A 15,766-nucleotide genomic window follows, 5' to 3' on the forward strand; every position below is an offset into this window, starting at 1 on the left:
TGAGGCGGGACAGGCGTGCGAACATCCCCGCGTGAACGCTCCTTCCCCCCACGGCCGCGCGGCCTGCGTGCGCTGCCTGCGCCCGCAGGCGACCTGCCTGTGCGCACTGGCGCGGCCGACCGCCCACAGCACCGAGGTGCTGGTGCTGCAGCACCCGCAGGAACAGCGCCAGGCGAAGAACAGCGTGACGCTGCTTCGTCTGTCTCTGGCGCACTGCGAGGTGGTCGTCGGCGAGCGCTTCGCGCCCGGGGCGCTGCAGGCGCTGCTGCAGCGCCCCGGGCGGGACACGCGGCTGCTGTACCCGGACGTGCCGGCCGCGCCCGCGCCGCCGCCGCCCGGGACAAAGGTGCACGCGCCCCTGCGGCTGGTGGTGCTCGACGCGACGTGGCGCAAGAGCCTGCGGATGCTGCTCGAGCACCCGGCCCTGGCCGCGTTGCCGCGGCTGTCGCTGGACGCGCCGTCGCCGACCCGCTACCGCGCGATCCGAGCGGCGCGGCGCGACGACCAGGTCTCGACGCTGGAGGCCACCGTGCAGGCGCTGGCGATGCTGGAGGGCCCGTCCTTCGACGCCCCGCCGCTGCTCGACGCCTTCAGCCGCTTCGTTGCTGGGGTGGCGGCCCGGCAGCGGCCTCAGGCGTCATTGGGCCCGGCCCGGGAACCTCACACCTGCGGAAGCAGGTAGCGCCGCTCCCAGGCGCTGATCTCGCGGTCGTAGGCGTCGAACTCGACCTCTTTCGCGGCCAGCAGGCCGGTGACGAAATCGTCGCCCAGCAAGCGGCGCCCGTGCGGGCTGTCGGCCAGGCGCTGCCAGGCCTCGCGCGGGCTGCGCGGCAGGCCGTGCGCCTGGGCATAGCCGTCGCCCTGGATCGGCTCGGTCGCCGCCAGCCCTTCGTCGATGCCGGCCAGGCCGGCGGCCAGCGTGGCGGCGATCGCGAGGTAGGGGTTCGCGTCGGCACCCGCCACGCGCTGCTCGATGCGGCGCGCGGCCGGGCCGCTGGCCGGCACGCGCAAGCCGGCCGTGCGGTTGTCGTGGGCCCAACCCAGGTGGATCGGCGCCTGGCTGCCCTTGACGAAGCGGCGGTACGAGTTGACGTGCGGCGCGAGCAGCAGCATCAGGTCCGGCAGGTGCGTCTGCAGCCCGCCGATGAACTGGCGAAAGCACGGGTGCTCGCTGCCGTCCTCCGCGCTGAAGACATTGCGGCCCGCGCGGTCGACGAGGCTGACGTGCAGGTGCATCGAGCTGCCGGCCTGGTCGGCCATCGGCTTGGCCAGGAAGACGGCGTTCATGCCGTGAGCGATCGCCGTCTCGCGCGCCGCATGCTTGAACAGGAAGGCCTGGTCGGCCACCGCCAGCGCGTCGCCATGCCACAGGTTGATCTCGTACTGCGAGCAGCCCACCTCGTGGATCCAGGTGTCGGCGCGGATGCCCAGCGTCTCGATGGCCTGCTGAAACGCGCCCCAGAACGGCGCCAGCTCGTTGAGCATGTTCAGGCTGAAGGCCGACTGGCCGACCTCGCGCTGGCCCAGCCGGCCGGCCGGCGCACACAGCGGCTCGGCCGGGTCGGTGCAGGGGGCGCTGAGGTAGAACTCGATCTCGGGCGCGACGACCGGCGTCAGCCCGCGTTCGGCGTAGCGCGCGAGCACGGCCTTCAGCAGCGAACGCGGCGCGAAGGCGCAGGGCCGGCCGTCGAGCTCCACGCAGTCGTGGATCGCGAGCGCGCGCGGCGCATCGGCCGGCGCCCAGGGCGCAAGGCGCACGGTGGCCGGGTCGGGCACCAGGCGCACGTCCGGGTCGTCTTCCGGGAAGATCGGGTCGCAGGCGTATTCGCCGGTCACCGCCTGCATCGCGATGGCCTGGGCGATGCGCAACTCCTGGCCAGCCAGGAAGGCCGCGGCCGGCATCAGCTTGCCGCGCGGGTATCCGGTGAGATCGGGGAACAGGCACTCGACCTGGCGCACGCCGGCGCGCTGGAACAGCGCGGCCGCATCGGGCACGGAGGAGGGATCTGCAGCACTCATGGCAAGGCGCCCCGGCCGGGGCGGCAATCGACGAAGGCCTGATCTTCGCCGATCGCCGCGGCGGCTTGCGCTCACCAGAACGGCCGGGCCTTGGCGAGCACTCGCAGAGCCTGGCGGCAGCGGCGTGCGCTCGGCTGGCGTTCCGCGACCAGCCAGCCCGCGGCGAACCAGGCCTCGGGTCGCTGCGGCACGGCGGCGCGGTACAGCGGCAGCGCGACCAGCAGGTCCTGGTGCTCGCCCAGGCGCTGCTGGGCCTCGGCCAGCGGGCGCAGGTAGCGCTTGACCGCGTGGCGCTCGAACAGGGCGGCCGTGAACTCGGCCAGGTAGCGCAGCCGCTTGACCCGCTTGCGCGCCCGGTGCTGTTCGGCCTCGGGCAGGGTCTCGAACGGGCGTGCGGCGCGGGCCGCCTGGGCGTGCAGCCTGGCCAGGCGTTGGCGCAGGTGGTGGCGCGTCGCGTGCGGGTCCAGGCCGTCGGTCGCGGCCTGGCTGTCGACCAGCAAGGCCAGCAGCGCCTGCTGCACCGCCGGCGCGCGCACGAGCCCGGCCGGGTCCGGCGGCGCGGGCTGGTCCGCGCTGCGCCAGTCGGCGGTCGGGGCGCCGGCCGCCTGCAGGCGCGGCGCCAGGTCGGCCAGCAGCGCGGCCTCGTCGCGGCCGGCGCCGAGCGCGTCGAACAGCCCGACGAGCGGCGCGAGCCAGGCCGGCTCGCCGCCGGAATCCACCAGCGGCCCCAATTCGCGCACCGCGCAGCGCAGCCGGCGGATCGCGATGCGCAGCTGGTGCACATGCTCCGGGTCGGGGCTGCCGGCGGCCAGCGCGCTCGCGTTGGGCAGCAGCATCGCCGCGCCGCTGGCCAGCGCGGCGCGCCAGACGGTGGCCCCGTCGGCATCGCGGGTCAGGGCCGGCGCGGCAAAGCGCACCGGCGCCGGCACCGCCCGGCCTTGCGCCAGCAGCTCGCCGCGCTCGGCCTTGGACACCGTGTCCAGCCACAGGCCATGCCGCGCGACGCCCTCGGCGGCCTGGCGCACGAGGTCCGCCAGGCGGCCTTCGACCAGCTCGTACTCGAGCTCGCACACGCGCGTGGCGGCGGCGCCGGCGCGGATCTCGCCTTCGTCGAACGCCAGCTCCACCGTGCCGCCGGCGGGGTCGGGAACGCTGAGCGCGCGGCGCCAGACGTCGGTGGCCATCACCGGCTGCAGCCGCGCGGGGTCGAAAGCCTCGATGGGCTCGCCGAGCGCCCACTGCCAGGCCTCGGCGGCCGGGGTGCCGGCGTGGCGTGCCGGCAGCGGCCGCGGCGCCACGCCAGTGGCCGGGCGGCCGGCGCCAGCGAGCGGCACGTTGTGCTCGTGCCGCTGCGCCGCGTGCGCGCCGCGCGCCTTCAGCGTCTGCACCCAGCGCGGGCCCTCCTGCCGCAGGCGCAGCGCGATGCCGGCCGCCGCCAGCGTGCGCTCGGCGGTGTCGAAGTAGATCGCTCGCAGACGCTGGCGGCGCGGCGCCGCGCGCGCCAGCGCGGTGCGCACGGCGGCCTCGCTGGCCGGCGGGATCTGGAACTTCAGTTCGGTTTCGAACATGGGGGACCTTGTCTTGGCGGCCAAGCATAGCCATTGAAAGCCGGCGCATCGCACCCAGCTTCCAGGTTCCGCCCGGCCGGGCGCTTGAGAAGGACCAGGGTGCCGCTGTCGCTCGACGCGCTGACGATGCTGCTGGGCACGCTGCTGTTCGCCGCGCTGCTGGCCGGCGGCCTGTGGGGCCCGCGGGCCTGGCGGGCGTGGCGGCGCCGGCGCGTCGTGCAGCAGCCCTTCCCGGCCGCGTGGCGCACGATCCTGCGGCGGCGCATGCCGGTCTGGCGCCGTCTGCCGGCCGACCTGCAGCTGCAGCTCAAGCGCCACATGCAGGTCTTTCTCGCCGAGAAGCCCTTCATCGGCTGCAACGGCCTGGAGGTCAGCGAGGAGATGCGCGTGCTCGTCGCGGCGCAGGCCTGCCTGCTGCTGCTGAACCGCCCGAGCGACTACTTCCCGCGCCTGCGCCAGGTGCTGCTGTACCCAACCGCCTACTGGGCGCACCGGCGCGAGGGCGACGGCAGCGGCGTGCAGCACGAGCGGCGCGAGGCGCGCAGCGGCGAATCCTGGGTCGAGGGCCAGGTGATCCTGTCGTGGCCGGACGTGCTCGAAGGCGCCGCCGACCCGGGCGACGGCCAGAACCTGGTGATCCACGAGTTCGCCCACCAGCTCGACCAGGAGCGCGGCCGCGCGACCGGCGCGCCCTTCCTCGGCGAACGCGCCCGCTATGCGCGCTGGGCGGCGGTGATGAGCACCGAGTACCGGCGCCTGCGCGAGCAGCTCGGGCGCGGCGAACAGACGCTGCTGTCGCCCTACGCCGCCACCGAGCCGGCCGAGTTCTTCGCGGTTGCGTCCGAGGTCTTCTTTGAGCAGCCGCATGCGATGGCCGAACGGCACCCTTCGCTGTACGACGAACTGGCGCGCTACTACCGGGTCGATCCGCGGGCCTGGGGCTGAGGCCGGGGCGGCGCGCCCGATCGCGCGATCAGCAGGTCGTTCCCTAGAATCCAGGCGCCATGCCTCGCCCCCGATGATGTCCCGCCGCCTGCCTCGGACCCACGCTGCCGCCATGGCACTTGCGCTCGGGCTGCCCGGCGGCGCAGGGGCCCAGGTTGTCGACACGAGCTACAGCGTCGGCGCCAGCTCGGCCTGGCAGGTGCGCGGCATCCCGCTGAGCCGCCCCGACAAGCCCGTGGCCTTCGCCAGCGCCGACCTGTACGCCGCGGCCGGCTGGTCGGTCGGCGGCCTGGTGGGGCACTTCGAAACGGCCTACGGCGAGTCGGCCACGCCGGTCAATCTGCGCGCCGGCTACGAATGGAGCTTCGGCGGCCGCTGGACGCTGATGGGCCAGTGGCGCTACCTGGACTACCCGGGCGCCGATTCGCTGAACCCGTGGTGCTACCACGAGGTCGCCGCCAGCCTGGCCGACGCCGACCGCTGGGTGCTGAGCTGGTCGGCCGAGACGCGCCACGGCCCGGGCTGCAACGAGCACGGCACGCCGGTGATCAACAGCCGCTCGCTAGAGCTGAATGCACAGTGGCCGCTCGCCCACGGCCTGAGCCTGGGCGGCGGCGTGGCGCGGCGCATGTTCGGTGCCGGCCAGGGCTACCTCTACGGCCAGGTCGGCGCCGGCTGGCGCCACGGCGGCCTGCGCGTGCTGCTCGACCGGGTCTGGGTCTCGCCGCAGGCACAGTACATCTACGGTGCCTCGGCGCACGACCGCTGGGTCGGCAGCCTGGTCTGGGGGTTCTGAAGTTCCGCCGGTTGCGGCTTTTTTGCCGCCCGCTGCGGCTTTTTTCACAAGCGCGCGCAACCGTCTTCAACCCCGCCGGGTACTGACCGAGATCACTGCAGTACCTGCTTCACGGCACGCCCATGTTCAACCCCTTTCGCCGCACCCCGCCGCCCGATGCGCCGGCCACGCCCGACCAGGCCTGGATCCGCCGCATCGCCGAGACGCAGGACCGCGCTGCGCTGGCCGCGCTGTACCGTGAGTACCAGCCGCGCCTGGTGCGCTTCCTGGGGCGCCTGACACGGCACGATTCGCTGATCGAGGAGGTCGTCAACGACACGCTGTGGATCGTCTGGCAGAAGGCCGGCGATTACCGTGGCGAAGCGCGTGTTTCGACCTGGATCATGGGCATCGCCTACCGCGTCGCGTTGAAGGCCTTTCGTGACCAGGACGACCCCTGCTGGCGGGCCGACGAATCCGACATGGAAGCCCTGCTGGTGACCGACCCGCGGGCCGACCGCGAGACCCACGACTGGCTGGCCAAGGGCCTGGCCAGGCTGCCGCCGGACCAGCGCCTGACCGTGGAGCTGGTCTACGGACAGGGCCACACGCTGGAAGAGACGGCCGCCATCATGGAGTGCCCGATCGGCACCGCCAAGGCCCGCCTGTTCCATGCCCGCGTTCGCCTGCGCAACGTGCTGCCCGACCTGGCCGGCGAGCCCGAGGCCGCCCGCGCCGAAGGAGGAAAAGAATGAGCGCCGATCCCCGCATCCACCACGACACCTGGGCCCTGCTGCCCTGGCTGGCCAACGGCAGCGCGAGCGCCGACCAGCGCCGCCGCGCCGAAGCCCACCTGGCCGAGTGCGCCGCCTGCCGCGACGAGCTGGCCCGCGAGCAGCGCCTGGCCGCCGGCATGGCCATCCCCAGCGTGCCCGGCCCCGACCTGTCGCAAGGCCTGGCGCGGCTGATGCAGCGGCTGGACCACGCCGTGCCCCCGCGGCCCGCGCGCCCCTGGTTCACCACCGGCTCGGCGCAGGGCGCGCAGATCCGCCTGTCGACCGCCGCGCTGCTGGGCGCGCTGCAGCTGGCGCTGTTCGCCGCCGCAGCCGTGTGGTGGCTGCAGGCCTCGGCGCCCGGCGCCGCGACGGCCGGCTACCAGACCTTGACGCAGGCCCCGGCGGCCACGGCCGTCACGCCCGGCCTGCGCGTCGTCTTCCACGCCGAGCGGCCGGTCAGCGAAGTGCAGGCCCTGCTGCAGGGCCGGGGCCTGTCGATCGTCAGCGGCCCGAGCGAAGCCGGCGTCTTCACGCTCGGCGTGGCCGAGGCGGACCCGCAGCCTGGGCGTGTGCGTGACCTGGACGCGCTCGCGGCCGAGCTGCGCCGCTCGCCGGCGGTCGCCTTCGCCGAGGCCACCGGCCCGGCCGCGGCACGGTGAAGCGCCCGCGCATCGGCTCGCTGGCGCTGGCCAGCACGCTCGCGCTCGGCGCCGGGCTGGCGTTGGGGCTCGGGCTGGCCGGCTGCGCCCACGCGCCGGTGCCCGACGTGCCGGCGCTGGTCGGCGGTGCGCCTGCCGGCGAGGCCGGGCGGGTCGTCGTGATCGCCATCGCCAACCCGGTCGGTGAGCTGCCGTTGTCGTCGGGCTCGACGCCGGGCCTGTACAGCAAGAAGCCGGGTTATGTCGTCGGCACGCGGGCCGACGAGGTGCTCGCCGCGGTCGCGCAGGCACATGGCCTGCGGCCGCTGGACTCCTGGCCGATCCGCGCGCTCGGCGTGCACTGCGCGACCTTCCTGATCCCCGACGGCGCCTCGCGCGACGCGGTGCTCGCCGCGCTGGCGCGCGACCCGCGCGTGGCGCTGGCGCAGCCGCTGAACGAGTTCGACACGCTGGCCGCACCGGCCTCGCTGTCGGCGCCGGCACCGGCCGTGCCCGTGCCGGCCAAGGGCCCCGAGAGCCTCTACAACGACCCCTACTTTCCGCTGCAGCGCGGCCTGCTCGCGCTCGGCGTGCCGCAGGCCCACCGCTGCGCGCGCGGCGACGGCGTGCGCGTCGCGGTGATCGACACCGGCGTCGACACGGCCCACCAGGATCTCGCCGGCACCGCGGCCGACACCGCCAACTTCGTCGACCGCGACGGCGCGCGTTTCCAGCGCGACCGCCACGGCACCGAGGTGGCCGGCGTGATCGCCGCGCGGCCCGACAACGCGACCGGCATCGTCGGCATCGCGCCAGGCGCCCGGCTGCTGGCGCTGAAGGCCTGCTGGGAGCGTGCCGACGGCGCCTCGACCTGCAACTCCTTCACGCTGTCGCAGGCGCTGGCCGCGGCGATCGACCGCGGCGCGCAGGTCATCAACCTGAGCCTGGGCGGCCCGGCCGACGAGTTGCTCACGCAGTTGCTGCGCGTCGCGCTGGCGCACGGAACCGTGATCGTCGGGGCGGTGCCGCCCGGCGGTGCACGCGATGGCTTTCCGCTCGGCGTGCCGGGCGTGATCGCGGTGCAGGACGGTGCCACGCCGGCCTCGACAACGCAGGGGCCGCTCGGCGCGCCCGCGCGCGAGGTGCTCACGCTGATGCCCGGCGGCCGCTACGACTTCGCCTCCGGCACCTCGATGGCGGCGGCGCAGGTCAGCGGCATTGCCGCACTGCTGCTGCAGCACCATCCGCGGCTCGACGGCAGCCGCATCGAGCAACTGCTGCGCGACAGCCGCGGCGGCGACACGCTCGCCCAGGTCAACGCCTGCCGCGCGCTCGAAGCGCTGGAGCCGGGCTGCGGCTGCAGCGCTGTGCGCTGAGCTCGGCTCATCTGAGCAGACGAAATATCAAGTTTCGTTTCGCCCGCATCGGGCGACAACCATTCCAGGCCACGGCGGCACCTACTCGGCAATGACACTGCGCGACACGCGCGCAGCCCTTGCACGACCCCGGTGACCCGCCGATGCCTGCCGCCCTCGTCCCGATCCGAATCTTCCGTACCGCGCCGGCCGGCGGCCTGGCGTGGCTCGCGATCGCGCTCGCCGGCCTGCTGCTGCTGCCCGCGGAGGCGGCGCTGCGCTCGGTCTGGCTCGCGCCCTGGTGCGAAGAGGCCGTGTGCCGCTGGGGCGTGCAAGCGCCGCTCGCACGCCGGCTCGGCCAGCGCACGGCCGTGCTGCTGAGCGCACTGGCGTTCGGCCTTGCGCACCTGCTGTTCGCGCGCGGCCCGGCCGATGCGTGGCGCGCCGCGGCCACCGCCTTGCCGGCCGCGTGGATCGGCCTGGTGTTCGCGCGCAGCGGCCGGCTCGCGCCCTGCGCGGCCTGGCACGCCGGCTTCAATCTGTTGTGGCTCACCGCATCGTCTTCCTGAGCGTCGAACTGTGGTTCATCCGAGTAACCGATTACCAACGCTGACCGATTCCATTCACCGAGAAATGTCCGTCATGAAATCACACTCCCTCTGGCGGCCCGCGCTCGCCCTGGCCGCCGCGCTGGCCTGGCCCGCGGCCGGCTTCGCCGCCGACCCGGTGCAGGGCAGCACCACGTTCTCGCAGCGCTGCACCGCCTGTCACTCGGTCGCGTCGACAGCCACCGTCGACCGCGGCCGCAACAGCCCGGCGATGATCCAGTCGGCCATCGCCAACGTCGGCGCGATGTCCGGCCTGTCGGTGCTGTCGGCCAGCGACCTCGAGAACATCGCCGCCTACCTCGGGAACGCGCCCAGCACAGTGAGCTTCGCGCAGACCACCGTCGGCCAGACCAGCGCGACGCAGACCGTGACCGTGCGCGCCAGCCGCGTGGCCGCGCTGAGCGGCCTGGCGGCCAGCGTCAGCGGCGACTTCAGCCGTGCCGGCGGCACCTGCGGCAGCACGCTGGCCGCCAGCAGCAGCTGCACGATCACGCTGGCCTTCTCGCCCACGGCGGCAGGCAGCCGCAGCGGCACGCTGACCATCAGCCACAGCGGCCTGACGACCGCCGTGCCGATCGCCCTGTCGGGCACCGGCGCCGCGGCCACGCAGGCCACGATCTCGCTGGACGCGAGCACGCTCGACTTCGGCAACCAGACGGTCAACACGACCAGCGCCTCGAAGACGCTGACGGTGCGCAACACCGGCAACGCGGCACTGGACTTCAGCGCCCTCACGCTGGGCGGCGGCGCGGCGGCCGACTACAGCGCCACCGGCGGCTGCGCGGTCGGCACGCCGGTGGCCGCCGGCGGCTCGTGTGCGCTGACCGTGGCCTTCACGCCCAGCACCACCGGCAACCGCGCCGCCAGCCTGACGCTGGCCTCGAACGCCTCGAACGGCAGCGCCAGCGTCTCGCTCAGCGGCACCGGCCAGGCCGCGGCCACGCCGCAAGCCAGCCTGTCGCCGGGCAGCGTGGCCTTCGGCAGCGTCACGGTCGGCAGCAGCGCGAGCGCGCAGACGGTGACGCTCAGCAACACGGGCAGCGCCGCGCTGAACATCAGCGCCATCGGCGCGAGCGGTGCGTTCACCACCACCAACGCCTGCGGCAGCACACTGGCGGCCGGCGCGAGCTGTGCGATCAGCGTGGTCTTCACCCCCACCGGCGCCGGCACGGCCAGCGGTTCGCTGAGTGTCACCAGCAACGCCAGCGGCTCGCCGCACAGCGTCAGCCTGGCGGGCACCGGGGTGCTGGCCGACACCGCCATCCTGCAATGGAGCGATGCCGGCGCGATCGATTTCGGCAGCGTGAGCGTCGGCGACGACGCCGCCACGCGGTCGCTCACGCTCGCCAACAGCGGCAGTGGCAGCGCGACGCTCACCGCGTTCACGATCAGCGGCACGCACGCCGCCGACTTCCGCATCGACGGCAGCTCGACCTGCACCGCCGGCCAGGCGCTCGCTGCCGGCGCGCAGTGCACGCTCGTGCTGGGCTTCACGCCTTCGGCCGCCGGCAACCGCAGCGCGAGCCTGGCGCTCAGCGCCGGCAATGCCAGCACGCCGGAGCCGATCGCCCTCGGCGGTGTTGCCACCGCCGCCGCGGCACCGGCACTGGGCCTGTCGGCCGAATCGCTGGCTTTTGTCGCCCCGGCCAGTGGCAACGCCGCCGCGCAGACGCTGACACTGACCAACACCGGCACTGCCGACCTGCACCTGAACGCACTCACGGTCGGTGACAGCCGCTTCACGGTGGATGCCTCCGGCACCGGCGGCTGCGGCACCACGCCGATCACGCTGGCGGCCGGCGCGAGCTGCAGGCTCAGCGTCGCCTGGGCCGGCACCGCGGCGGATGCGAGCGACACCAGCGCGCTGACGATCAGCGGCGACATGTCGCCCGCCAGCGTCGAGGTCGCGCTCAGCGGTCAGGGCGGCGCCGACCAGCCCGCCAACGCAGGCGGCGGCGGTTGCACGCTGGGCGCCGGCACCGGCGCGGCCGACCCGCTGCTGCTGTTGATGGCCGCGCTGGCCGGCGTGCTGTTCTGGCGCCGCCGCCGCGGCAGCTAATTCAACCGATGCACTGACAAGCCAGGAGCCGACCATGACCTCGCTTCTCTCCCGCCGCAGCCTGCTGGCGCAGGCCTCGGCCAGCCTCGCACTGGCGGCCCTCACCGTGCCGCGCGCCGCCCGCGCGCTCGAAGCCGGCCAGGCGCTGCCGCTGGCCAGCGTGCCGGGCGGCGCCGGCCAGCCGGCGGTGCCGCTGTTCGACGGCAAAGCCCGCGCCACCTACATCGATTTCTGGGCCTCGTGGTGCGGCCCGTGCCGGCAGTCGTTCCCGTGGATGAACCGCATGCAGGCCAGGTACGGCGCCAAGGGGCTGCGCATCGTCGCGGTGAACCTGGACAGCCAGCCCGCCGACGCCCAGCGCTTCCTCGCGCAGCTGCCAGCGCAGTTCTCGCTGGCCTTCGACGCCGGTGCCGAATCGGCGCGCCGCTTCGGCATCAAGGCCATGCCGAGCTCGGTGCTGCTGGGCGCCGACGGCAAGGTCGTCGCCACGCACGCGGGCTTTCGCGAGGAAGACGCGAGCCCGCTCGAAGCCCGCATCGCCGCCGCGCTGGGCGCGGCCTGACCGATCACCCGAATCACCCCTCCCCCATGACCCACCCGAGACCGATCCGCTTCGCCGCGGCCATGCTGGCCCTGGCCACCGCGGCCCTGGCCGGCTGCGCCTGGCAGCCCCCGCAAGCCTGGGAGAAGCGCGCGCTGGCGCGCCCCGAGATGACGATGGCCGGCGACCCGCTGGCCGATCGATTCGACCAGCACATCTACAACAGCAAGGAAAACGCCTCGGGCGGATACGGCGTCGGCGGAGGTGGCTGTGGTTGTAATTGAGCCCCCACGCTCCCTTCCGGTCGCTGCCCCCCGAGGGGGCTCGCGCAGCGGACCGGCAGAGCCGGATCCGCGCACGCCACTTGGTTTTGGAAGCGTCCTCGCTGCCGCGCTGCTGCTGCCCGGGATCCTCCCGCCTGCCATGGCCGAAATCGCGCCCGAGCAGGGCATGGTGGCGCTGAAGCTGTCGAACTACCGTGACTGGCAGCCGGGGCTGGACCGCGTGAAGGTCGATGCGCCGTCGCTCTATGTGCTGGCGCCGCTGGATGCCCACTGGTCGCTCGAAGGCTCGGCCGTCAACGACGCGGTCTCGGGCGCCTCGCCGCGCTTCCACAGCGCGGTCTCGGGTGCGTCGAAGATGGACGACTCGCGCACGGCCGGCGACCTGAAGCTGACCCACTACGCCGAGCGCCAGGCCTGGTCCGTCGGCGTGGCCAGCTCCGGCGAACACGACTACCGCTCGAACACGCTGTCCGGCGAGTGGCGCGTCGCCAGCGAAGACAACAACCGCACCTGGAACCTCGGCCTGGCCTACAGCGACGATGCGATCGGCTCGACCAACGACCCGACGCTGGACGAACACCGCCGTACCTGGCAGTTCGCCGCTGGCGTGACGCAGGCCTGGAGCCCGGTCGACCTGGTGCAGCTGAACCTGGGCGCCAGCATCGGCCGCGGCCACTTCTCCGACCCCTACAAGTTTCCCGACGCGCGGCCGCGCGAGCGCGAGCAGTACACCGCCCTGCTGCGCTGGAACCACCACGTCGAGGCGCTGCAGGCCACGCTGCGCACCAGTTGGCGCCTCTACGACGACAGCTACGGCGTGCGCGCGCACACGCTGGACGCGGCCTGGGTGCAGCCGGTGGCGCCCGGCTGGACACTGACGCCGATGCTGCGCTACACGACGCAGCGCGCGGCCCGCTTCTACTACGACCCGGTGTACGACCCGGTGCTCGGCGCGCCCTTTCCGCCGGGCTTCGGCAACCGGCCCTACTACTCGGCCGACCAGCGCCTGTCGGCCTTCGGTGCCGCCACCGCCGGGCTGCGCGTGGACTGGGCGATCGACAGCCAGTGGAAGCTCGACCTCGCCTACGAGCGCTACGAGCAGCGCGCCGCCTGGCGCGTCGGCGGCGACGGCTCGCCGGGCCTCGCACCCTTCTCGGCGCGCTGGTGGCAGCTCGGCGTCTCGCGCAGCTTCTGACGTCCCAGCCCCCTCACCCCGATGACCGCCGCCCATCTGGACCACGACGGCTGGCACCTCGTCTTCACGGCGATGGCCTCGCGCTGCGAGATCGTCATCGCCGGCGACGAGGCGTGCGCGCGCCATGCGGCGCACGAGGCGATGGCCGAGGCGCGGCGCATCGAGGCCAAGTACTCGCGCTATCGCCCCGACAGCGTGGTCTCGCGCATCAACGCGGCGGCCGGCCAGGCCCGGGCGACGGCGATCGACGACGAGACCGCCGGGCTGCTGGCCTTCGCCGATGCACTCCACCAGCACAGCGGCGGCCTGTTCGACCTGAGCAGCGGCGTGCTGCGCCGCGCGTGGGATTTCCGTGCCGGCCGCGTGCCGGCACCGGGCGAGTTGCAGGCCCTGCTGCCGCTGGTGAACTGGCGCCGCGTGGCCTGGGACGCGCACCAGGTCCACCTGCCCGAGACCGGCATGGAGCTGGACTTCGGCGGCATCGGCAAGGAGTACGCCGCCGACCGCGCGCGGGCGGTGCTGGCGCAGGCCGGCGTGCACCACGGCTTCGTCAACCTCGGCGGCGACCTGCGGGTGCTCGGCCCGCGCGCCGATGGCCGGCCCTGGTGCTTCGGCATCCAGCACCCGCGCCAGCCGGGCGCCGTCTGCGCGCAGGTGCAGCTGCGCGATGGCGCGCTGGCCACCAGCGGCGACTACGAGCGCTTCTTCATCACGCCCGAGGGCCGGCGCTGCTGCCACATCCTCGACCCGCGCCGCGGCGAGCCGGTCACGCACTGGCAATCGATCAGCGTGGCCACGCCGGTCTGCACCGCCGCCGGCGCCCTGGCCACGATCGCGATGCTGCACGGCCCCGACGGCGCCGATTTCCTGCGCGGCCAGGGCGTGGCCTTCCTGGCCATCGATTCGGCCGGGCGTCTCGAGGCGCACGAGATCGACGCTTCCGTTCCTTCTTCTTCCGACCCCCTCACGCCATGACAACGAGCTTGTTTTCCAGGGCACGCCGCCTCGCCGCGACGCTGCTTGCCGCGGCAACGCTGCTGCCCGCCGCGCATGCCACCGACGAACCCTTTCTCGACCCGGCCGAGGCCTTCCGGCCGCAGGTGGCCATCGGCGCGGACCAGGCGCTGGAGATCACGCTGGCCATCGCGCCGGGCTACCACCTGTACCGCGAGCGCTTCTCGCTGCAGGCCGACCCGGCGCTCGCCTTTCCGGCCGCCGCGCTGCCGCCAGGCCAGGAGAAGTTCGACACCAACTTCAACCAGACGATGACGCTGTGGGAAGGCACGGTGCAGGTGCGTCAGCCGCTGCCCATCGGCCTGCCCGCCGCGGCGCTGGCAGTGAGCTACCAGGGCTGCGCGGACCGCGGCCTGTGCTACCCGCCGCAGCGCGGCACCGTGTACCTGGCGCGCAATGCGGCGAGCACGCTCACCGCCCGCTGGGAGCCGGCGGGCGACCTGTTCGCCGCACCGACGGCCGAGGCGGTGCCGGCATCGGCCCCGTTGGCCACGCCCATCGCGGCGCCGGCGAATGCGGCCGCGCCATCCACCGATGTCGATGGCCACCGCGGCGCTCTGTCGTCGGGCAGCCTGCTGAGGGTCGTGCCGATGTTCCTGCTCGGCGGCCTGCTGCTGTCGTTCACGCCCTGCGTGCTGCCGATGCTGCCGATCCTGTCGTCGATCATCGTCGGCCAGGGCGCACCGGTGTCGCGCCGGCGCGGCTTCACGCTGGCGCTGGCATATTCGCTGGGCATGGCGCTGGTCTACACCGCGGCCGGCGTCACGGCCGGCCTGCTCGGCTCGGGCTTCGCGGCCGCACTGCAGAACCCCTGGGTGCTGGGCAGCTTCGCGGCCCTGCTGGCGGGTCTGTCGCTGTCGATGTTCGGCGTGTGGGAGCTCCAGATGCCGGCCGCGATCCAGCAGCGCGTCAACAACGCGTCGAACAAGCTCTCCGGCGGCCGCCACCTGGCGGTGTTCGCGATGGGCGGGCTGTCGGCCCTGCTGGTCGGCCCCTGCGTGGCCGCGCCGCTGGCCGGCGCGCTGCTGTACATCAGCCAGACGCGCAACGTGGTGCTCGGTGGCGCCGCGCTGTTCGCGCTGGCCGCCGGCATGAGCGTGCCGCTGCTGCTGCTGGGCCTGTCGGCCGGCAGCCTGCTGCCGCGCGCCGGCCGCTGGATGGAGCAGGTCAAGACCTTCTTCGGCCTGATGCTGCTGGGCGTCGCGCTGTGGCTGGTGTCGCCGGTGTTGCCGGCGCCGGTGCTGATGTTCGTGCTCGGCGCGGGCGTGCTGATCGCGCTGCTGGCGCTCGGTGCCTTCGACGCCGGCCGGTGGCCACTGTGGCGCGGCATCGGCGGCGTGGCCGCGCTGTGGAGCGTCGCGCTGATGGCCGGCGCGCTCTCGGGCGGCGACAGCGTCGTGCAGCCGTTGAAGCACCTCGCGCGAGGCGCCGGCACGGCGGCCGCCACGGCCACCGCCGCGGCCGAAGGCCCGGCGTTCCAGCGCATCACCCGCGTACAGGAGCTGGACGAAGCGCTGCGCAGCGCCGGCCGGCCGGTGGTGCTGGATGTCTATGCCGACTGGTGCGTGTCGTGCAAGGAGATGGAGCACCTGACCTTCCGCGATGCGGCGGTGCGCCCGCGGCTGGAGCGCGCGCTGCTGCTGCAGGCCGACGTGACGGCCGACAGCGCCGATGCCAAGGCGCTGATGAAACGCTTCGGCCTGTTCGGCCCGCCGGCGGTGCTGTTCTTCGATGCGCGCGGCACCGAAGTGGCCGGCAGCCGCACGATCGGCTTCGAGGCCGCGGACGCCTTCGTGCGCCGGCTCGACGCCGCAGCCCTTTGACAAGGCCCATTCGATGACGACCCCGACCACCCACGCCCAAGTCCTGATCCTCGGCTCCGGCCCGGCCGGCTACTCGGCCGCCATCTACGCCGCGCGCGCCAACCTCAAGCCGCTGCTGGTCACCGGCCTGGCCCAGGGCGGCCAGCTGATGACCACCACCGACGTG

16 protein-coding genes are annotated in these 15,766 nt (G+C 73.9%); 14 read left to right on the forward strand and 2 right to left on the reverse strand.

From position 1 onward, the window contains the following. The first annotated feature begins 31 nt into the window (after nucleotides 1-31). On the forward strand, nucleotides 32-682 hold the full coding sequence (locus VJ693_RS17805) for a tRNA-uridine aminocarboxypropyltransferase (protein WP_324156306.1): 651 nt from the start codon (nucleotides 32-34) through the stop codon (nucleotides 680-682). Here the strand turns inward: VJ693_RS17805 and VJ693_RS17810 are convergent. Next, on the reverse strand, nucleotides 661-2,019 hold the full coding sequence (locus VJ693_RS17810) for a glutamine synthetase family protein (RefSeq protein ID WP_324156307.1): 1,359 nt from the start codon (nucleotides 2,017-2,019) through the stop codon (nucleotides 661-663). The genes VJ693_RS17805 and VJ693_RS17810 overlap by 22 nt on opposite strands. Before the next feature lie 71 nt (nucleotides 2,020-2,090). Further along, entirely contained in the window at nucleotides 2,091-3,587 is a 1,497-nt protein-coding gene (locus VJ693_RS17815) for a CHAD domain-containing protein (RefSeq protein WP_324156309.1), read from the reverse strand. Nucleotides 3,588-3,686: 99 nt separating this feature from the next. Between VJ693_RS17815 and VJ693_RS17820 the strand changes: the two genes are divergently transcribed. From VJ693_RS17820 to VJ693_RS25725, 13 genes are all read left to right on the forward strand, one after another. After that, on the forward strand, nucleotides 3,687-4,532 hold the full coding sequence (locus VJ693_RS17820; RefSeq protein WP_324156310.1) for a M90 family metallopeptidase: 846 nt from the start codon (nucleotides 3,687-3,689) through the stop codon (nucleotides 4,530-4,532). Nucleotides 4,533-4,644: 112 nt separating this feature from the next. Continuing rightward, nucleotides 4,645-5,328, forward strand: coding sequence for a hypothetical protein (locus VJ693_RS17825; RefSeq protein WP_324156312.1), 684 nt, complete (start codon nucleotides 4,645-4,647; stop codon nucleotides 5,326-5,328). A 122-nt stretch (nucleotides 5,329-5,450) separates the two neighbouring features. Continuing rightward, nucleotides 5,451-6,062: an RNA polymerase sigma factor gene (locus VJ693_RS17830; RefSeq protein WP_324156313.1), complete on the forward strand. Its 612-nt coding sequence runs from the start codon at nucleotides 5,451-5,453 to the stop codon at nucleotides 6,060-6,062. After that, entirely contained in the window at nucleotides 6,059-6,742 is a 684-nt protein-coding gene (locus tag VJ693_RS17835; RefSeq protein ID WP_324156315.1) for a zf-HC2 domain-containing protein, read from the forward strand. The genes VJ693_RS17830 and VJ693_RS17835 overlap by 4 nt, the downstream gene beginning before the upstream one ends. After that, complete coding sequence (locus VJ693_RS17840; protein WP_324156317.1) at nucleotides 6,739-8,097, forward strand: S8 family peptidase; 1,359 nt, start codon at nucleotides 6,739-6,741, stop codon at nucleotides 8,095-8,097. Before VJ693_RS17835 ends, VJ693_RS17840 begins: the two co-directional genes overlap by 4 nt. Before the next feature lie 143 nt (nucleotides 8,098-8,240). Beyond that, nucleotides 8,241-8,645: a CPBP family intramembrane glutamic endopeptidase gene (locus tag VJ693_RS17845; protein ID WP_324156319.1), complete on the forward strand. Its 405-nt coding sequence runs from the start codon at nucleotides 8,241-8,243 to the stop codon at nucleotides 8,643-8,645. Nucleotides 8,646-8,718: 73 nt separating this feature from the next. Continuing rightward, nucleotides 8,719-10,743, forward strand: coding sequence for a choice-of-anchor D domain-containing protein (locus VJ693_RS17850; protein WP_324156320.1), 2,025 nt, complete (start codon nucleotides 8,719-8,721; stop codon nucleotides 10,741-10,743). Between the two features lie 34 nt (nucleotides 10,744-10,777). Further along, on the forward strand, nucleotides 10,778-11,305 hold the full coding sequence (locus VJ693_RS17855) for a TlpA disulfide reductase family protein (RefSeq protein WP_324156322.1): 528 nt from the start codon (nucleotides 10,778-10,780) through the stop codon (nucleotides 11,303-11,305). 26 nt (nucleotides 11,306-11,331) lie between these two features. Beyond that, entirely contained in the window at nucleotides 11,332-11,568 is a 237-nt protein-coding gene (locus VJ693_RS17860) for a DUF4266 domain-containing protein (protein ID WP_324156323.1), read from the forward strand. A 139-nt stretch (nucleotides 11,569-11,707) separates the two neighbouring features. Next, complete coding sequence (locus VJ693_RS17865) at nucleotides 11,708-12,763, forward strand: DUF3570 domain-containing protein (RefSeq protein ID WP_324156325.1); 1,056 nt, start codon at nucleotides 11,708-11,710, stop codon at nucleotides 12,761-12,763. 21 nt (nucleotides 12,764-12,784) lie between these two features. Further along, nucleotides 12,785-13,738, forward strand: a complete 954-nt coding sequence (locus VJ693_RS17870) for an FAD:protein FMN transferase (protein ID WP_324156327.1) — start codon at nucleotides 12,785-12,787, stop codon at nucleotides 13,736-13,738. After that, nucleotides 13,735-15,600, forward strand: coding sequence for a protein-disulfide reductase DsbD (gene dsbD / locus VJ693_RS17875; protein ID WP_324156328.1), 1,866 nt, complete (start codon nucleotides 13,735-13,737; stop codon nucleotides 15,598-15,600). The genes VJ693_RS17870 and dsbD overlap by 4 nt, the downstream gene beginning before the upstream one ends. Beyond that, on the forward strand, nucleotides 15,509-15,766 hold a 258-nt coding region (locus tag VJ693_RS25725; RefSeq protein ID WP_414652309.1), incomplete at its 3' end, for an FAD-dependent oxidoreductase. The genes dsbD and VJ693_RS25725, both read left to right, overlap by 92 nt.

This window comes from Ideonella sp. (assembly GCF_035254525.1).
In the GTDB taxonomy this organism is placed as follows: Bacteria; Pseudomonadota; Gammaproteobacteria; order Burkholderiales; family Burkholderiaceae_C; genus Ideonella.

Coding starts and splice junctions, on each gene's coding strand:
- VJ693_RS17810 (WP_324156307.1), bottom strand. CDS start 2,019: ATGAGTGCTGCAGATCCCTCCTCCGTGCCCGATGCGGCCGCGCTGTTC.
- VJ693_RS17815 (WP_324156309.1), bottom strand. CDS start 3,587: ATGTTCGAAACCGAACTGAAGTTCCAGATCCCGCCGGCCAGCGAGGCC.
- VJ693_RS17825 (WP_324156312.1), top strand. CDS start 4,645: ATGGCACTTGCGCTCGGGCTGCCCGGCGGCGCAGGGGCCCAGGTTGTC.
- VJ693_RS17830 (WP_324156313.1), top strand. CDS start 5,451: ATGTTCAACCCCTTTCGCCGCACCCCGCCGCCCGATGCGCCGGCCACG.
- VJ693_RS17835 (WP_324156315.1), top strand. CDS start 6,059: ATGAGCGCCGATCCCCGCATCCACCACGACACCTGGGCCCTGCTGCCC.
- VJ693_RS17845 (WP_324156319.1), top strand. CDS start 8,241: ATGCCTGCCGCCCTCGTCCCGATCCGAATCTTCCGTACCGCGCCGGCC.
- VJ693_RS17850 (WP_324156320.1), top strand. CDS start 8,719: ATGAAATCACACTCCCTCTGGCGGCCCGCGCTCGCCCTGGCCGCCGCG.
- VJ693_RS17855 (WP_324156322.1), top strand. CDS start 10,778: ATGACCTCGCTTCTCTCCCGCCGCAGCCTGCTGGCGCAGGCCTCGGCC.
- VJ693_RS17860 (WP_324156323.1), top strand. CDS start 11,332: ATGACCCACCCGAGACCGATCCGCTTCGCCGCGGCCATGCTGGCCCTG.
- VJ693_RS17865 (WP_324156325.1), top strand. CDS start 11,708: ATGGCCGAAATCGCGCCCGAGCAGGGCATGGTGGCGCTGAAGCTGTCG.
- VJ693_RS17870 (WP_324156327.1), top strand. CDS start 12,785: ATGACCGCCGCCCATCTGGACCACGACGGCTGGCACCTCGTCTTCACG.
- dsbD (WP_324156328.1), top strand. CDS start 13,735: ATGACAACGAGCTTGTTTTCCAGGGCACGCCGCCTCGCCGCGACGCTG.